This is a genomic window from Roseivirga sp. AWQ4_251 (assembly GCF_056158225.1).
The window spans coordinates 891,177-909,677 of the sequence record NZ_JBSWSW010000002.1; the positions used below are offsets into that span (position 1 = coordinate 891,177).

At 39.4% G+C, this 18,501-nt stretch carries 14 protein-coding genes; 10 read left to right on the forward strand and 4 right to left on the reverse strand.

Features of this window, described 5'->3' with window-relative positions:
• Nucleotides 1–21: 21 nt before the first annotated feature.
• From uvrB to ACXACJ_RS18120, 3 genes are all read left to right on the forward strand, one after another.
• Nucleotides 22–2,043, forward strand: a complete 2,022-nt coding sequence (gene uvrB, locus ACXACJ_RS18110; protein ID WP_475135825.1) for an excinuclease ABC subunit UvrB — start codon at nucleotides 22–24, stop codon at nucleotides 2,041–2,043.
• Nucleotides 2,044–2,127: 84 nt separating this feature from the next.
• The gene (locus ACXACJ_RS18115) at nucleotides 2,128–2,892 is read left to right on the forward strand and encodes a hypothetical protein (RefSeq protein WP_475135826.1); all 765 of its coding nucleotides are present in this window, start codon (nucleotides 2,128–2,130) and stop codon (nucleotides 2,890–2,892) included.
• A gap of 170 nt (nucleotides 2,893–3,062) precedes the next feature.
• Nucleotides 3,063–4,415, forward strand: coding sequence for an ammonium transporter (locus ACXACJ_RS18120; RefSeq protein WP_475135827.1), 1,353 nt, complete (start codon nucleotides 3,063–3,065; stop codon nucleotides 4,413–4,415).
• Between the two features lie 88 nt (nucleotides 4,416–4,503).
• Here the strand turns inward: ACXACJ_RS18120 and ACXACJ_RS18125 are convergent, their stop codons facing one another.
• The 4 genes from ACXACJ_RS18125 to ACXACJ_RS18140 all read right to left on the reverse strand — a co-directional run bounded on the left by ACXACJ_RS18125 (nucleotide 4,504) and on the right by ACXACJ_RS18140 (nucleotide 9,616).
• Nucleotides 4,504–6,408 carry a DUF3857 domain-containing protein gene (locus tag ACXACJ_RS18125; protein ID WP_475135828.1) on the reverse strand — a complete coding sequence of 635 codons (1,905 nt, stop codon included), beginning with the start codon at nucleotides 6,406–6,408 and terminating at the stop codon, nucleotides 4,504–4,506.
• 3 nt (nucleotides 6,409–6,411) lie between these two features.
• The gene (locus ACXACJ_RS18130; RefSeq protein ID WP_475135829.1) at nucleotides 6,412–8,325 is read right to left on the reverse strand and encodes a DUF3857 domain-containing protein; all 1,914 of its coding nucleotides are present in this window, start codon (nucleotides 8,323–8,325) and stop codon (nucleotides 6,412–6,414) included.
• Nucleotides 8,326–8,493: 168 nt separating this feature from the next.
• Nucleotides 8,494–9,099 carry a superoxide dismutase gene (locus tag ACXACJ_RS18135; protein ID WP_475135830.1) on the reverse strand — a complete coding sequence of 202 codons (606 nt, stop codon included), beginning with the start codon at nucleotides 9,097–9,099 and terminating at the stop codon, nucleotides 8,494–8,496.
• 31 nt (nucleotides 9,100–9,130) lie between these two features.
• Nucleotides 9,131–9,616, reverse strand: a complete 486-nt coding sequence (locus ACXACJ_RS18140; RefSeq protein WP_475135831.1) for a nucleoside deaminase — start codon at nucleotides 9,614–9,616, stop codon at nucleotides 9,131–9,133.
• A 94-nt stretch (nucleotides 9,617–9,710) separates the two neighbouring features.
• On the opposite strand from ACXACJ_RS18140, the gene aspS reads away from it, so the two are divergent.
• The 7 genes from aspS to ACXACJ_RS18175 all read left to right on the forward strand — a co-directional run bounded on the left by aspS (nucleotide 9,711) and on the right by ACXACJ_RS18175 (nucleotide 18,497).
• Nucleotides 9,711–11,456 (forward strand): aspartate--tRNA ligase, encoded by a 1,746-nt coding sequence (gene aspS, locus ACXACJ_RS18145; protein WP_475135832.1) that lies wholly within the window; start codon nucleotides 9,711–9,713, stop codon nucleotides 11,454–11,456.
• Between the two features lie 76 nt (nucleotides 11,457–11,532).
• The gene (locus tag ACXACJ_RS18150; RefSeq protein WP_475135833.1) at nucleotides 11,533–13,599 is read left to right on the forward strand and encodes a GAF domain-containing SpoIIE family protein phosphatase; all 2,067 of its coding nucleotides are present in this window, start codon (nucleotides 11,533–11,535) and stop codon (nucleotides 13,597–13,599) included.
• Between the two features lie 22 nt (nucleotides 13,600–13,621).
• On the forward strand, nucleotides 13,622–13,966 hold the full coding sequence (locus ACXACJ_RS18155) for an STAS domain-containing protein (RefSeq protein WP_475135834.1): 345 nt from the start codon (nucleotides 13,622–13,624) through the stop codon (nucleotides 13,964–13,966).
• Nucleotides 13,956–14,375, forward strand: coding sequence for an ATP-binding protein (locus ACXACJ_RS18160; protein WP_475135835.1), 420 nt, complete (start codon nucleotides 13,956–13,958; stop codon nucleotides 14,373–14,375). The genes ACXACJ_RS18155 and ACXACJ_RS18160 overlap by 11 nt, the downstream gene beginning before the upstream one ends.
• Before the next feature lie 7 nt (nucleotides 14,376–14,382).
• The gene (locus ACXACJ_RS18165; RefSeq protein WP_475135836.1) at nucleotides 14,383–16,299 is read left to right on the forward strand and encodes a peptidylprolyl isomerase; all 1,917 of its coding nucleotides are present in this window, start codon (nucleotides 14,383–14,385) and stop codon (nucleotides 16,297–16,299) included.
• Entirely contained in the window at nucleotides 16,286–17,161 is an 876-nt protein-coding gene (locus ACXACJ_RS18170) for a peptidylprolyl isomerase (protein WP_475135837.1), read from the forward strand. The genes ACXACJ_RS18165 and ACXACJ_RS18170 overlap by 14 nt, the downstream gene beginning before the upstream one ends.
• A complete protein-coding gene (locus ACXACJ_RS18175; RefSeq protein WP_475135838.1) occupies nucleotides 17,139–18,497 on the forward strand; it encodes a peptidylprolyl isomerase in 1,359 nt (452 codons plus the stop codon). The genes ACXACJ_RS18170 and ACXACJ_RS18175 overlap by 23 nt, the downstream gene beginning before the upstream one ends.
• Nucleotides 18,498–18,501: the final 4 nt, after the last annotated feature.

Sequence of the window (18,501 nt, forward strand, 5' to 3'; positions counted from 1 at the left end):
ACTTTAGCTTAGATTTACCTTATGCAATTCGAAATCACATCTCAATTTGAACCTACCGGAGACCAGCCATCAGCCATTAAGGCTTTAACCAAAGGCATTGAAGCGGGTGAGCCAGGGCAGGTTTTATTAGGCGTTACTGGTTCAGGAAAAACCTTTACTGTGGCCAATGTGATTCAAGAGGTGCAAAAACCCACATTAATTCTAAGCCACAATAAAACACTGGCCGCTCAGCTTTACGGAGAATTCAAGCAGTTTTTCCCAAATAATGCGGTCGAATACTTCATTTCATATTACGATTATTATCAGCCAGAAGCCTTTATTCCAAACAGTAATCTGTATATAGAAAAGGATCTTTCCATTAACGATGAAATTGAAAAGCTGAGACTGAGTGCGACTTCTTCCCTACTTACAGGAAGAAGAGACGTAATTGTAGTGGCTTCTGTAAGTTGTATTTATGGTATTGGAAACCCCGATGAGTTTGGCAAAAACGTGATTCATCTTCAGGTTGGAGATATCGTTTCACGGAATCAACTGCTATTCTCCTTGGTCGATATTCTCTATAGCCGAACCGAAGCGGAATTTAAGCGAGGAACCTTCCGTGTGAAGGGTGATACTGTAGACATTTTTATTGCTTATGGTGATTTTGCTTACCGGATTTATTTCTGGGGAGATGAAATTGAAGCCATTCAGATGATTGATCCACAGACTGGCAAAAAGCTTTCGGACGAAAAAATCATCACCATTTTCCCTGCAAATCTCTTTGTTACGGGAAAAGATGTTCTTCACCAAGCCATTCACGAAATCCAAGACGACCTTGTAGACCGCATTCAGCAGTTTGAAGACGACCGCAGATTCTTGGAAGCCAAACGACTGAAAGAAAGAACCGAGTTCGACATGGAAATGATGCGCGAACTAGGTTATTGTTCTGGGGTTGAAAACTATTCTCGTTATTTCGATAGAAGAAGCCGAGGCCAGCGTCCTTTCTGTTTGCTTGACTATTTCCCCGATGACTACTTAATGGTTATTGATGAAAGCCACGTTACAGTTCCTCAAATTAGAGCCATGTGGGGAGGCGACCGTTCCAGAAAGGAAAATTTGGTAGAATTCGGTTTCCGATTACCATCGGCCATGGACAACCGCCCTTTGAAATTCGATGAGTTTGAAGGCCTTGTGAACCAAGCCATATACGTGAGCGCCACGCCAGCCGAGTACGAGCTTACCATAACTCAAGGTGAAGTTGTAGAGCAAATCATTCGCCCAACAGGGCTTCTCGACCCAATTATAGAAGTTCGCCCTAGCCCTAACCAAATTGATGATTTGATTGAAGAAATCGACATCAGAGTTCAAAAAGAAGAGCGCGTTTTGGTGACAACACTTACCAAACGAATGGCAGAAGAACTTAGCAAATACTTAGAAAGAGCGAATATTAAGGTTCGTTACATCCATTCCGAAGTAAGCACACTCGATCGTGTGGAGATTTTAAGAGAACTTCGATTAGGTGTTTTTGATGTACTTGTAGGTGTAAACCTACTGCGTGAAGGGCTTGATTTACCAGAAGTTTCGCTAGTTGCTATTCTTGATGCTGACAAGGAGGGCTTCTTGAGAAATGAGCGCTCTTTAGTTCAAACCATTGGAAGAGCTGCAAGAAATGAGAACGGCCAGGTAATTATGTATGCCGATAAAATTACCGATTCCATGAGAATGGCCATTGATGAAACTAACCGAAGAAGAGCCATTCAGCAGGCCTATAATGAGGAACATGGAATAACTCCTAGAACGGTTAAAAAATCGAAAGAAGCCATTATGGGACAAACTTCGGTAGCCGATTCCAAAAAACAGAAAAAGAATTACTATGCTGAGAGTGAAGGCGTTTCTGTTGCCGCAGATCCAGTTGTAGCGTACATGGGCAAAGAAGGCTTGGAAAAAATGATTCAGAAAACTCAGAAATCAATGGAAAAAGCCGCTAAAGAACTCGACTTTATTGAAGCTGCCAGATTGAGAGATGAGCTAAACGAGCTAAAAGAACTTCTGAAAAAGCAGTAAAAATCCAGCTTCAAAAATATTTCATATTCAAAAATGTGACCTTGAGACAAAGCTCCGTCAAATGGCTCAAACACAAATTTGAAAATGAAAAAGTACGCATTTATAGTTCTCATTGCCCTTACACTCACTAGCTGTAATCAAAAAGAGAAGACCTTATTATTAGAAAATTCTGAATTAAGCTCCAAGATTGACAGCCTTCAGTTAGAGTTGGTTACAAGCCAAAAAGCTTCCTCCACTTTAGTTCAGGCCATGACGTTGATGGACTCCATTGATTTAGGCAGAAAGTTAATTCGCATGTCACTAGAGAACTCGGATTCCAACGAAGAGTTCTTAGAGCAAATGAGCGAATTGAACACTTTCGTAGCTCAAACCACTGAAAAGATTGCCAGTCTTGAAAAAACAATCAAGGAATCGAAAAGTGCTCAAAACACCTACGCCAAAAACTTGAAAGACTTAAAAGCTGAGCTTCAACAGCAAAAAGATGCTATCGCACTCTTACAAGCCAAGTTAAATGACGAGCAAAGCAACAATCAAAAATTGACTGCGCTTAACAATCTTCAAGCTGAAACCATTTTGAGCCAAGATGAGCAAATAGCAGTTAAAACTTTAGAGATCGAACTAATGGAGCGCCAGATTAGCGAAATGAATTCTGCCTTCAAAATTAACGAAGCCGATGCACATTTTACTAAAGGAGAAGCTTATGCTTTGGCTGCTCAAAGAACCAAATTGGCTCCGGCTAAGAAAAAGGCAACTTATAAACTGGCTTTGGAAAACTACAGAAAAGCATTCGATTTGGGCAGAGAAGATGCCAAACCAAAAATCGAAACGATTGAAAAGAAGCTTCACTAAGCCAAAATACGAAAAGCCGCTCAAAGCGGCTTTTTTTATGATCTCATTTCAAACGATTTCACAGAATTAGCAATCATACACATCATTTTAAAACCATTTTTTGCTTCATTTACAGAATATTGATGTTTTTAAGCTTAAATTTATAGCTGAAATCAATAGACCAGCGAAAAATGATTAGAAAAAAGTGGATTCCCGGATTTGCCATTTTAATTCTCGTGGCACTAATAAGCTTATTTGATGTAAGCAATGGAGAAGTTGTAGCAGACGCAAACATCGATGGAGCTGATACAGCATGGATGTTAGCCGCTACAGGTCTTGTATTACTAATGACGCCTGGTCTTTCCTTCTTTTATGGAGGCATGGTAAACAAAACCAGTGTTATTTCTACTATGCTTCAAAGCTTCATTTGCATGGGAATAATCACTTTGGTGTGGGTCGCTTTTGGATTTAGCTTGGCTTTTGGAGACAGCATTGGTGGAATAGTGGGCAACCCAACTACTTTTGCCTTCTTTAAAGGTGTTGGAGAAGCCACTCAAGCAGATCTAGCTCCCACTATTCCATTTATACTTTTCGCTTTGTTTCAAATGAAATTCGCAATCATCACTCCTGCATTAATCACAGGAAGTTTTGCTGAACGCGTAAGATTTTCGAGCTTTTTACTTTTCATCATTCTTTTCAGCATTGTGATATATGCTCCTTTAGCTCACATGACGTGGCATCCTGAAGGATTCTTGAGAAAATGGGGAGTATTAGATTTTGCCGGTGGAACTGTAGTGCATATGTCGGCTGGATTTGCTGCCATAGCCGCGGCAATTATTCTAGGAAAAAGAAGAAACCATGGGAATGGTGATCACCAACCGGCCAATGTGCCATACGTTTTGCTGGGAACTGGCCTGCTTTGGTTCGGTTGGTTTGGCTTCAATGCAGGTTCTGCTCTTGGCGCCAATTCTAGCGCTGCAATGGCCTTTGCTACCACTACCGTAGCTTCGGCAGCCGCTATGTTGGCCTGGGTTTTCTACGATGCGCTTATGGGAAGAAAAATTTCAGGCATGGGCGCTTCTATTGGGGCCGTTGTTGGATTGGTAGCCATTACTCCTGCAGCTGGTTTTGTTACCGTTGGCCAAAGTATATTCATTGGTGTAGCTGGAGCGATTGTTTCCAACATTGTAGTTTACTACAAAAACAAAACAGGAATTGACGATACCCTAGACGTTTTTCCTTGCCACGGTGTAGGAGGTATTGTCGGAATGATTTTAACAGGTGTTTTTGCCAAAGATGTAGGATTAATTTATGGAGAAACCACTACATTTTTCCGTCACCTAGCCGCTGTATTTTTAGTAGGCGCTTTTACTTTCGGTTTATCTTACCTACTTTTCAAATTGACAAATATGATCATTCCTATGCGTGTAAGCAGTGAGGCAGAAGATATGGGATTGGATTTAAGCCAACATGGCGAAAGCATAGTAGATCAAAAAGTACATACTGCAGAAGAAATTGAAAAACTTATGAAGAAGGCTTCGTGATTCGGCCTTTTTCAAACCTTCAAACAACTAAACTACAACTACTTACTTATGAAAAAAGCTGCCAATTGGCAGCTTTTTTTGATGTTTTCTAGGTGCCTCCAATCAACACCAACTTACTCTTATCAGCCCGAGCAATGTCTCTTCTGAAATTCCGATAATCATCATAGCTAGAGGCTGGAAATCGGCCTTTGTGCATTTTTATCGTTCGTACGTAAGTCACTTGATTCGTAGCCTCGTCAAAAGAGTATGTTACATTATAATTTCCAAAAACACTTTCAACATTAACAGGATCGGGATTGAACTCTAACCTCAGTTTCTCCGGCAACTGAAAAGTAATACTATCCACATCCATATATGCATATTTAATGATAATAGGAGATTTACGATCCGCATTTTTCGGAGGTGTGACATCCTGACGATTCATAATGTTGGGCACAAAAAAGAATCTTTTACCTGTTTTAGTAGCATATTTCCTCATCCCCAATTCCACCTTTCTCGTAATTCTTGGGGATTCTGTTTTCTCTTCATCAAAAGAAAACTCGCCCAGATCAAACGATGGTATGTCTATACTGGACAATAGATGTTTTCTCTGATCTTCCCTCCCAATCTTGATCACACTTGCATAATCGTCATACTGCCTACCTTCAAAAACAGTCTGAATTGAAGCTTTAGCATTGCCTTCCTCATCCAAAGTAACCAGCCCTTCTCTAATCTGCTTGTTTTCTTCCATGGGATAACTTGGCGTTTTCACCAATTTCCCTCCATTTTCTGTAATCATTAGGGCGTGCCTATCAGCCGTAAACCCTCCTAAGAAGTTAAAGGGAGCCGTTTGACTTGTACACTCTAACCAAACCGTATCCTTTTCCATAGGCACAGATAGAATTACATGGTTGAATTGATTGCTTGGAAAGTCTACAAGAATATCATCTTCGTCATCCCCGGCTCGTACCAGCGTATAAAAAGCCTTGATTCCGACTTCCTTCAAAAGACTGTATGTATAGTTCGTTAGGGCTTTACAATCTCCATAACCATTGTTAGCAACACTCATTGCATCAAAAGTCTGAAAGCCCCCAATGCCTAACTGAATACTCACATAGCGAGTTTGAGACTGCATATACTCATAAACAGCTTTTATTTTCTCCTTATCAGATGATAGGCCAGCAGTTAATGACTTTAGTTTTGAAATAACATTTTCAGGAAGTTTATCTCTACCCTTATTTAATTCATAACTCCACTTACCGAAGTTCTCCCAATTGTCCATAGTTCCAGAATAGCCTTCCATACTAAAGTTAGTAGGAGCCAAAATCACATGAGGGCTCATATCATATACCGAAAGGCCTCTATATTCAGATTCTAGAGCAGGCAAATTCGATACATGCCAACGATAATGTTCCTTGGCATCATCCTTCTCTATTTCTACCTGTCCCTCGTAGTTACTTTCTCTGTATCTGAGGCCAAAAGCCAAAGGCGTTTCCACAACGAGCTGAGCATTTTCAACAGATAACCCCTGTGATCTTCTCATGTTCCAAACAGGGTAATAAACTGACGAACGCTGAGTTTTTTCAAATTCTATTTCTACTGTGTAAGGATAGTCAAAGCTATCAGGGAAATAAGCTTTGACCCTTTCTGAATCGTACAGAGAACCAGCATCAGTATAGTTAATATCTTGAATTTCAAACCCTTTTACTCTTTTAGCAAGCTTCCCTTCTGCATCATAAATAGTAATGTCTATTTTCTTGATTTTATCAAGCTCATCATAGAACTCAGTAAATTGAGCAAACCTATCTCCATCTTCATTGAGAATTGTAATTGCCCTGCTCACCTTGAAAACTGACTTTTCCAAGTCTTGAATTTGCATGTAGGTATCCCACTTTCTAATCACAGCATCGGCATCGATTTTGAGATTTTCAGGAATGGTTTTAGCATTGTAATCCTGAGAAAATAAGCAGTTTGAGAACAAAGCTGCTAAAAAAATGAAGCTCAACTTTTTCATGGCTTAGGATCCCTTCTTTTTAAAAACTATCTGCTCTTCTTGCTTAGATACTATTTGATTAAACAATTCTCTTAACGCACCATATTCTTCAGGTAAATATTGGGTTTTAGACAAGTTGAGGCGAATTACGATCTGAACTTGCTCTCCCATTTGCCCTCCCATATAGGTATACTTACCACCATTCTCAGGAAGCGACATACTCAAATTTTTGGGTAATTCTTCCACTTCATAACCCTCAGGGATATTGATATTATAGATATAAGTATTCTGAATAGGTGCGACAAATTCGACTGGGTATACCCTAGTTTCTAATTTGAAGGGATTTTCCTTCACATACTTTAAAAGTAAGGGATTAAGGAAGATTTTATCCCCCAAGAAGTCCACATTGCTGTCATGAACAAATTTATACTTAGCCCTAACTTGCATTCCAGGAGTTTCAGCAGATTCAATGACTAATTCCTCAATTTCACTTTCTAATGTTTCAAAAATCTCCTTTCTATCTTCATCTTTTTCGAGGTCTGCAAGTAATTCTTTAGCTCTTGTAGAAGCAATACCACGGAATATAACGTCCATATCTCCTTCTAAGACATCATCGTCATTGAAGCGGATGTTTCCCGAAATCACTTGGCCATCCACCTCATTATTTGCGTACAGGTTTACCCATTCTGGTCCACTTGCTGAAATTTTAAGACCCTCACCATTTAGACATCTAACCGGTAGAATATTAAAGGGTCTTAACTTATCCGTTGCATCTAACAAATACGTTTTATCTCCAATAGTAGCGGAGGCAATTGTGGCATTAAACTGATTAGCGAGAGGAACAAATTTATTAACGTATCCATGGCTTCGTGTGCTCAGAAGCACTGGATCAGCTGTTATTCCAGCATTACGCAAAAACATAATGAGTGTCATATTGATCTCTGCCGCAGTTGCTTTTCCTTCATCCCAAGTTTGCCTTGGTTTGTTCATCATATAAATACCCAATCGATCATTCCATTCATAATGATCTCTGACATAGTCAAAGATTTCTATAAGGCTGGCTTCATCATTTTTCCAGGGTTTATCTTCCGGGTAAATCCTTTTGACCTGAGACGATGACTCGAGTGCCTTTCCAAAGTCCTCATCTCCAATCAATTCCTTATTTATGGCTCCCCAATCTTGCATAAAGACTTCAGGCTTATATCCAGGGACACTTATTGCTTTTATTTCGAATTGAATCCCCGATCTAAAATTCTCCATGCTAGTAACATGCAACTCCTTATCAAGTGAAGGGACATCCTTCATAATAATGTGATACTTGTCTTTACTAACATCGTTATAGACTGGCCGAACGTAGCCTTTCATCATGGGCTGATAATCTCCATATTTTGGAATATCAATGTAGAATTCTGAATAACGAACAGGTATAGATGATTGAAAAATCCAGCCAGGTAGATACGTTAGGCTACCAGCTTTTTTCACGAAGGTATATTCAATTATTGAACCTACCTTAACTTCAGGAAAAGAAGCCTTCTTTGTCCAACGTTCATCAGTTACTTTTTCATCCACCCAATCCCTTTTTCCAACTTCAGTAACCTTAATTTTCCCATCCACCAAATTGTAAGTAGCGGCTTTTAGTTTTGAGATGTTCGCATCTCCTTTGTTATAGTTAAGGACCACATCGCCCCACTTAAAGCCAGATTCCTTTAAAATTTTAATCCGAACATGTTGGATCATGTACATATTAAAATCCCTCTCATTAAACTCCACCACTCCTTTATCCAAAAGGTAAACAGCGGCAGCTCCAGAATCAGCCTGATAAACTGTCATTTCTAAGTCTGACTTACTGATATCACCAAATTCAAACTCCTCTACTTGAGCATTTAAATCAAAAAAAGCCATACAAAGTACAGCTAACCACAAGGCTCCTCTCTTCATCTTAAAAATTCACATTATTTGAACCTTCAAAATAAAGGAATTTGCCATACACATCAATAAAAATATAATTTAAACATTTATTAATTTTATTTGACTTAAGTACACCTGTCCTAAAGACACAAAAAAAGGCCACCAAATGGTGACCCTTTTAAATCAGTTTAAGACTAATTACTTAAACAAATCGTATCTTCTGCTTACTTCTTCCCAGTTGATTACGTTGAAAAACGCAGCAATGTAGTCTGGTCTTTTGTTCTGGTAGTTTAGGTAATAAGCGTGTTCCCAAACGTCTAGTCCTAGAATTGGAGCTCCTCCACAGCCAACTTCTGGCATTAAAGGGTTATCCTGATTTGCGGTAGAGCAAACCTCTACTTTGCCTCCTGATTGAACACAAAGCCATGCCCAGCCAGACCCAAAACGAGTAGCTGCAGCATTAGCAAATTCCTCTTTGAATTTTTCGAAAGAACCAAAAGCAGCGTTAATAGCTTCAGCCAAATCGCCTGTTGGTTCGCCTCCTCCGTCAGGAGACATTACTGACCAAAATAAGTTGTGGTTGTAATATCCACCACCGTTATTTCTCACTGCAGCGTTTCCAAAATCTTCAGCCAATATGCCTTCAATAGACTTGTGCTCCATTGGAGTACCTTCTATAGCTGCATTTAGTTTGCTGGTATAAGCTGCGTGATGTTTATCGTGATGGATTTCCATCGTTTTTGCATCAATGTGTGGTTCTAGTGCATCGAATGCATATGGTAAATCTGGAAGTTCAAATGCCATGGTTAGATCTATTTTATGGTTTTACAAAAATTTATTGCGGCCTTAAGTTAGAAAAAAACTTCTTCAGAAGTTCTCCACTCTCCTCTTGCAACAAACCAGATACAACTTCTGTTCTCGGATGAAGAAGATTTTTTTCATGTAAGCTAAATCCCCTTCTTTCATCTTTCGCTCCATACACCAATTTGCCCAATTGAGCCCAATATTGAGCTCCTGCACACATTACGCAGGGTTCCAAAGTGACATATAACGTGCAATCATTTAAGTATTTCGCACCTAAATAATTGAAAGCAGAAGTGAGCGCCAGCATCTCGGCATGGGCGGTTACATCATTCAATTGTTCTGTTTGGTTATAGGCTCTGGCGATAATTCTTTTATTGGCTACCACCACCGCCCCAACAGGCACCTCTCCTTTTTCGAAAGCTAAATGGGCCTGTTTTAAGGCTTCGCCCATAAAAAATTCGTCACTGTGTATTGAAAGTTCCAAAGTCGATTCTGGTTTGAAACACAAAGTTGACATCAAAAAAATGACTCTTCATGTTTGGAGCATAATATTAGCCCCATTTGCTAAAACTATTACTAAATTTGCAACTCATTTTTAAGGCAAGCATACCATGTTAAGAACACACAATTGTGGCGAATTAAGAGAAAGCAATGTAAATGAAGTAGTAACGCTCTGTGGTTGGGTACAAAGGTTACGCGACAAAGGCGGACTGATGTGGATTGACTTACGCGATAGATACGGAATTACCCAGCTTTCTTTTGAAGAAGGCTCAACTTCTGCTGAAGTTCTAGAAGTAGCCAGAAAATCGGGACGTGAGTTTGTGGTTAAAGCTACAGGTACTGTGGTTGAACGCTATTCTAAAAATGATAAAATCCCAACTGGATCAATCGAGCTAAAGGTTGAAAACCTTGAAGTGCTGAACCCGTCCAAGGTTCCTCCATTTATTATTGAAGATGATACTGATGGAGGTGAAGACCTTCGAATGAAATATCGCTACTTGGATTTAAGAAGAGGCGAAGTGCGCAACAAACTTCAGCTTAGATCTAAACTAGCCATGGCGGTTAGAAATTACTTGGATTCACAAGATTTTATTGAAGTTGAAACTCCAGTTTTGATCAAATCTACTCCTGAAGGTGCTAGAGATTTTGTGGTTCCATCTAGAATGAATCCTGGAGAATTTTATGCACTTCCTCAGTCGCCTCAAACTTTTAAGCAACTTTTGATGGTTTCTGGCTTCGACAGATACTTTCAAATTGTAAAATGCTTTAGAGATGAAGACCTTAGAGCAGACCGTCAGCCGGAGTTTACTCAGATAGACTGCGAAATGTCGTTTGTAAGTCAGGAAGATATTCTCAATACTTTTGAAGGCATAACTCGCCATCTTTTCAAAACCGTTAGGGGTGTTGAATTGAATGAATTCCCAAGAATGAGTTTTGCTGATGCCATGAGCAAATACGGTAACGATAAACCTGATATCCGCTTTGGAATGGAATTCGTAGAACTGAACGATCTTGCCCAAAACAAAGGATTTCAAGTTTTCGATCAAGCTGAATTAGTCGTAGCCATTTGTGCAAAAGGCTGTTCTGAATACACCAGAAAACAGCTAGACGCCCTCACCGACTTTGTAAAAAGACCACAAATTGGAGCCAAAGGCTTAGTGCATGTTAAATGCAATGCCGATGGATCATTTAAATCTTCAGTGGATAAATTCTATTCTCAAGAAGATTTGAAAGAGTGGGCCGAAAAAGCTGGAGCAGAAGCTGGAGACTTATTGTTAGTACTTAGCGGAAAAACCAACGAAACCAGAAAGCAAATGAGTGAATTGCGTTTGCATATGGGTAAAGAACTTGGCCTAAGAGATAAAAACACCTTCCAGCCACTTTGGGTGGTTGACTTCCCTCTTTTAGAATGGGACGAAGAAACCGAACGCTTCCACGCAATGCACCACCCATTTACTTCGCCAAAGGCTGAAGACATGGCTTTATTGGATACCGACCCTGGAAAAGTTAGAGCAAATGCCTACGACTTGGTAATCAATGGTGTTGAAATTGGTGGTGGTTCCATCAGAATTCATGATAAAACCACGCAGCAACTGATGTTCAAACATCTTGGTTTTACAGAAGAAGAAGCAAAAGCTCAGTTTGGTTTCTTAATGGATGCCTTTGAGTTTGGTGCTCCTCCACATGGTGGTATTGCTTTCGGCTTCGATAGGCTTTGTGCTATGTTTGGCGGGTCAGACAGTATCAGAGATTACATCGCCTTCCCTAAAAATACTTCGGGCAGAGATGTTATGATTGACTCTCCATCAACCATCGATCAGGCACAACTGAAAGAGCTCGGTATTAAATTGAGTTAAACCATAGGTCAAACTTTTCAGTTTGACCTTCTTCCATATGGTATAATTTGTAAATTCGGGCTTTGCCATATTAAGGATGAAAGCCAAGCTTACCAACAAATTCTACATGCGCTTCAGCTTTGTGCTGGCTTTGTTGCTATGGCTCATCCTTACCCTGCTGGACGAACTCCAAATTTTAGCCTTTAGAAACCAGCTAGATCTGGGCATTTCACGCTATGTACCCATACTTATCGTGGATATGTTCTTGGTCTTTGTGGTGCTTTATTACCGCTTAAGAATCCATAAGGTTGAAAGTACCGATTTTGTGGATCTGCTTTGGCGGGTGTTCGCCATTGGCTTGGTGGCCACACTAATATCGCTTTCCATTGGTCTTTTCAACGATTCAATAGCCGATTCTGCTTTAGATCACAACCCATTTCTGGAAGCCGTATTCTACAATGTTCGGTTTGGACTCATTTCGGTATTCCTAATTTCCACATTTACCGTTTGGAAAAAGCTTATTCTATATCAGAAATCCAAAAGATTACTCATTTGGTGGAATGTTTTTGAAAGCTTCATTCTGCTTTCAGTCTTCTTCAACTTTACTCATCAGATACTTCAGAACCATCTGATTTTTCAGCTATTATTTGGGCTAATCACCATAATGGCTTTGGTACTTTCAGCCAATTTAAAGTGGGTTGCGTATCTGAATTTTCGCCAAAAGTGGAAAAGCATTTTGCTGATTTTGCTCATCACCATTTACTTGGGCTATTTCTTCACTACAATTTATGTGGCCGAACCCGAGGCTATGGAGCAGTTCAAGCCCATCGACAACTTGTTTGTCATTTCGCTTTTTGTCTTTTTACTTTTCTATTCCATTTTCTCACTGTTGGTGATTCTTTTCAACTTACCTACTTCTTCAGTATTTGAAAAGAAAATGGAAGAAGCCATTAATTTTCAGCGCCTTAGCCAATCCATTCAGCAAGGAGAAGATGAAAATCAGATTTTCGATGTATTGCTTACCAGTTCAATGAGTGCGGTTTCGGCCGATGCAGGTTGGTTAGAAATCAATAGAGCCAACAGCACTGAACCCGAGGTAAGAAGAAAAAACATAAGCCCAAGCAACCGACAAGAGGTTATTGAGCAAATTCAAAAGAGCAAGCAAAAAACAGTACTCAAAAACCCGCTTTCAAAAGCTACCGAACAAGATCAGATTTTGGTGGTATTGAAAAAAACCAATTTCCGTTCGGTATTAATTGTTCCGCTAGTAATTCAAGACGAAGTGGCTGGCCATATGTATTTGGTCAACGAACTTAGTGACGGCTTCAATAAGGAGATGATCAACATCATCAACACTTTTGCCAGTCAGGCTAGCATTTCTATTGAAAACTTTAGGCTTTTGGGAGAAGCTTTAGAAAATGAGCGATATCGCAAAGAGCTGAACATTGCCAAGAAGGTTCAACGCGCTCTTCTTCCAGTAGAACTTGACCATGACGACAAGTTTCAGATTCATGCATTTACGCAAGCCGCTGCTGAAGTTGGTGGTGATTATTACGACACTTTCCGTTTAAGCGAACACAAATTTGCTGTGGTTATTGGTGACGTTTCTGGCAAAGGAACTTCGGCAGCATTCCACATGTCGCAAATGAAAGGTATTTTCCAAAGTTTGGCACAGCTCGATCTTTCTTCCCGCGAGTTCATGATTCGGTCAAACAAAGCTTTAAGTGCTTGTTTAGAGAAAACCTCATTTATTACGCTCACCTATTTTATAATAGACACTGAGGAGCAAACCATGGAATTTTCCAGAGCCGGCCATTGTCCAACACTTTATTATTCGGCTCATAAAAAAGAGGCAGAATTTTTGGAGAATAAAGGCTTGGGTCTGGGGATTCTTCGAAACGATTCGTACGAAAAGTATGTGCACGTAAATCAGGAGAAATTCCATAAAGACGATGTTATCGTGCTCTACACCGATGGTATTTCTGAAGCCACAAATCTTAGCGGAGAAGAGTTTGGCTTCGATAAAATGAAAACCATTTTAGAAGAAAACGCTCAGTACGATGCCATTTCTATCCAAAAGATTTTTATCAGCAAACTCTACGAGTTCTGTCAAAATAAAGATTTAGATGATGATTATACCATGGTGGTGATCAAGTTTAGATAAAGAACGTATATACAAAAGGCCTATGTTAGAAATTTTACAAACCACAGAAAACCAATACGTATCAATTGCCGTTAAGGGAGATGCTGACGCTAGTTCATCTATCAAACTAGACAAAGCAATCCGAACTGCTTTTGACGAAAACCATGAAAACATCTTAGTCGATTGCACTGACCTTAACTACATTTCTTCGGCTGGCCTTGGCGTGTTTATGTCCTACATCGAAGAAATAGATCAAAACAACACCACATTTATTATTTACGGTTTATCCGATAAGGTGCTAAAAGTATTTGGCATACTTGGGCTAGACCAGTTGTTAATCATAAAAAAGACAAAAGAAGAGGCTTTAGCAGAAATCGATGGCTTATAATTTTAACATACCATACAGCAAAAACAAACTCAGGCTCATGCGCAAGTTTGTCAGCGATGTGCTGCACGAACACCGTGTTTCTGATATTGAAACCAACATGATGGTGCTGGCGGTTGACGAAGTGTGTGCCAACATCATTATCCATGGTCAACCAACCGCAGAAGAAGATCACGTGAAAATCACGATCAGCTTCGATTCACATGGCATTTGGTTCGAAATCATTGACAAAGGAGCCGCTTTCGACATACTAAAGTACCATGAACCCATTCTTGGCGATTTGATTAAAACCAAACAAAAAGGTGGCGTGGGTATTATGTTGGTAAAGAAAATCATGGATGAAATTGAATTTGAATCCTCCAACTCACAAAACACTTTACGCCTTTTCAAAAAGGTTGAATTCGAGAAGTAATCTTTCTATGAAACTTTCCTACACGCTACTTTTTCTGTTGGCTATCACTTTTTCTTCTTTTGCTTTTCAAACAAGCAACACCATAGCCACCATAAACAATGAGCCTATCTCATCGGCAGAATTTCTATATGCTTACCATAAGAACCGAAAAGATGGCGGAGCAAATCAATATGACTCTCTTCAAAAATATTTAGACCAATACATCGATTTTAAATTGAAAGTGTTGGCGGCTCACAATGCTGGCATTGACACCACTCAAGCCTTTATTGATGAATACAACGGCTACATCAGCCAAGTTCAAAAACCTTATATGCAAAACCCAAATACAGAAGAAGATCTGATTTTGGAAGCATATAATAGATTAAAAGAAGAAGTTCATGCAGCGCATATCTTAATCAAATTCAAGAATGAAGCAGACCCCACAGATACGTTAAGGGCATATCAAAAAATAGACAGTTTAAGGAAAACAGTGCTTTCCGGTGTTCCATTCGAAGAAGTTGCCAGAAAAAATTCAGAAGACGGATCCGCCAGAAACGGTGGCGATTTGGGCTGGTTTTCTGGCCTCACCATGGTTTATCCGTTTGAAAATGGCGCATATGAAACTCCAGTTGGTGAAGTTTCAGGCATTATCAGATCTCAATTCGGCTATCATATCATCAAGGTTCTGGACAGAAGGCCAACGCGAGGAAAGGTGAAAACATCACACATTTTCTTGACCAAAAATGGCCGTTCTGTTGAAAATGGAAATCAGTTAATGAAAACCATTTACGATTCGCTACAAAATGGAGGCGATTGGAAAGAACTAGTCAAAAAATATTCAGAAGATAGTCGTACCAAACTCAACAGTGGCGGTCTTCCTTTAGCAGGAACAGGCGAACTGCCCGATGAATACCTAGACATTGCCCACAGCCTAAAAAACGAAGGCGACATTTCTAAACCTACTGAAACTTCATACGGATGGCACATTGTGAAACTTGATATGAAACAAGAAATGCCTTCTCTTGAAACTTTAAGAGATAACATTTCAGAAAGGGTAAGACGATCAGGCAGAAACCAGATTGATTTGGACGAACTGGTGAAAAAGCTAAAAACGGAAAATGGCTTTAAACAAGATTTTCAACAGTTAAAAAACGTAATCGAAAAGATTGAGAAAGTTGGCCTGCCTAATGTTGATGTAGAAAATCAAGCCAAACAAGAGATTTTCTCTATTGGTGAGAAATCATACAGCTATGGTCAATTCTTCAGCAGTTTGGGCAACGCTAACCAGTTCTCTGCATCAACACTTTGGAATCGGTACAAGGTTTTTGAACGCGAGCAGCTCATGGAATATGAAAATCAGCTTGCTTCTAAAAAATATCCAGAATTTGGCTTTCTTCTGAATGAATACAAAGAAGGCCTTATGCTTTTCACCATTATGGAAAATCAAATCTGGAACAAGGCCGCAGAAGACAGTACAGGACTCAAAGTGTTTTTTCAAAATCATCAGAAGGACTACCCTGCTCCGGAAAGAGCGCAAGTTTGGGTAATTGAAAGTACAAACGCTGATGTGCTTAAAGACATTCTAACCAATGTTAGCTGGCAAAAAGGAGAAAATCTTCCGGATGTGATTGAAAGCAAAATAGATGGAGAACTCTTTGATGAGTTAAAAATTGCTAAAAGAACATTTCTAAGGGAGGATTTCCCTAATTTCGCTCAAAATTGGGAAGAAAAGGTCCTTATTGGCGATACTACCGAAAATAGAATTTATGCCATTGACGAAATAATTGCAGCTGGTAATTATCGTTTAGACGAAGTAAAAGGATTGGTAATTTCGGATTATCAAGACTATTTGGACAAAGCTTGGGTAGCCCAACTCCGCAAGGAAAATAAAATCAAAATCAACAAAAAAGAATTGAAGCAATTAGCTTCTCATGAAAACAGGTAAGCTCTACATATTTCTTTCGCTAACGCTTATAGCAGCTTCCTGTGAATTTCTGGGCTTGGAATCCGAAAATCAGGTTGAAGACACAAACAACTTGGTGGCCAGGGTGGGCAATACTTTTTTATACAAAACTGACCTTGGTAGCCTTACCCAACCGGATACTCCTAAAGAAGATAGCATTCGCATAGTTGAGAAATACATAGACAACTGGATTAAAAAAGAGCTTTTTATTAAAGAAGCGAATACCACTAAGCAAATCAATCAGGCTGAGATTCAAAGAAAAGTTGAAGCCTATAGATATACGCTCATTTCTTATGAATACCAGCGATTGAAGGTAGAAGAAGAACTGAACCGAGAGGTTAGCGATGAAGAAATAAGACAATATTACAGCGATAACATCGAGAATTTTCAACTGAGGCAAAACATTCTGAAAGGCAGATATTTAAAAATATCAAAAGAGGCGCCTAAGAAACCTGATGTCCGTAAGTGGATTAAGTCCAACAGAGAAGATGACCTGGAAAAGCTTAGGTCATACTGTTTTCAGTTCGCAAACGATTATTCACTTCAAGATTCCACTTGGTTGAATTTTGATGACTTGACCAAAAATTCACCCTTTTCTACAGTAGAAAATAAGGTGCAGTTTTTAAGAAGAAACCGATACGTTGAAGAATCCAACTCGCTTTATCTCTACTTATTTAGTATTCATGAATACAAACTTTCCGAACAGGTTTCACCTTTGGAATATGTGAAAGAAGACATCAAAAACATAATCATAAACAAGCGAAAAGTAGATATTGCCAAGAGTCTGGAGAATCAAGTGTATGAAAGAGCAAAAGAAAAAGATGACTACGAGATTTATAAATAGAGTAATTGCCGCCCTTGTTTTTGTGGCCGTATTTTCTTCGAATGCCCTATTTGCCCAAGACACTCAAGGCGAAGTGGTTGATAAGATCATTGCCAAAGTAGATGATCACATTATTCTGAAAAGTGAAATTGAACAAGGCTACGCAAGCTTTTTGGCCAGTGGGCAAGCTTCTTCTTTTACAGGGGATGCTCGTTGTTTGATCATCAGACAGCTTATTGAAGACAAACTTCTTTTGGCTATGTCAGAAATTGACTCGGTAGAAATTGACGAAAGCCGAGTTGATTATGAAGTAAACCAACGTATGCAAAACCAATTGCAACGTGTTGGCGGAAACGAAAAAGTGCTTGAGGAAGCCTATGGCAAAACCATGGATCAAATCATGGAAGAAATAAAGCCAGCTATTGAAGAACAATTGCGAGTTCAAGAACAAGAGAATAATATTCTTGCAGATGTAAATGTAACTCCTGCAGAAATCCGAAAATTCTTTAACTCAATTCCTAAAGACAGTTTACCGCTTTACAATACAGAATATGAAATTGGTGTAATTATTAAAAAGCCAGAGCCAAATGATGCTGAAGTAAAACGCGTAAAGGATGAACTACTCAAAATTCGCGAAAGAGCACTTAAAGGAGAGAACTTTGAAATTCTGGCTGTTCAGTATTCTGAAGGCCCTTCTGCTCCCAACGGAGGAAATTTAGGTTTCGCTACAAGGGGAAATTTCGACCCTGCTTATGAAGCTGGTGCATTGGCGCTAAAGCCCGGAGAAATTTCCATGCCTGTGGTTTCTTCTTTCGGGGTGCATTTGATTCAAATGATTGAAAAGCGTGGAAACGAGTTCAATACGCGTCATATCATCATGATTCCTAAGCCTACTCAAGCAGACATTCAAAAAGCTTCAAACTATTTAGATAGTCTTCGAAACGAAATCATGGCGGACAGTATCACTTTCGAATCTGCTGCAAAACAATATTCTGATGATGAAAGAACGAAACTGAATGGCGGCTTTATGAGTGGCCAATTTGGCTCTTCAAAAATCCCTGCCGATCAATTAGACCCTACTCTCTACTTCAAAATCGAAGAGATGAAAGAAGGCGACATTTCTAAAGCTGAAATCGTTGACAGTCCTGACGGCTCTAAAATAGCTCAAATCATTTATTACAGATCTAGAATTAAGCCTCACAAAGCCAACATGACGGACGATTATGAAAAGCTAAGAGCGGCAACTTTACGAATGAAACAAGCAAGGAAAAGAGCAGAATATATCGATCAGAAAATGAAAGAGGTGTATATTATGGTCGATCCTGAATTTAATCGCTGCGGCATAGTCAACAACTAATTAG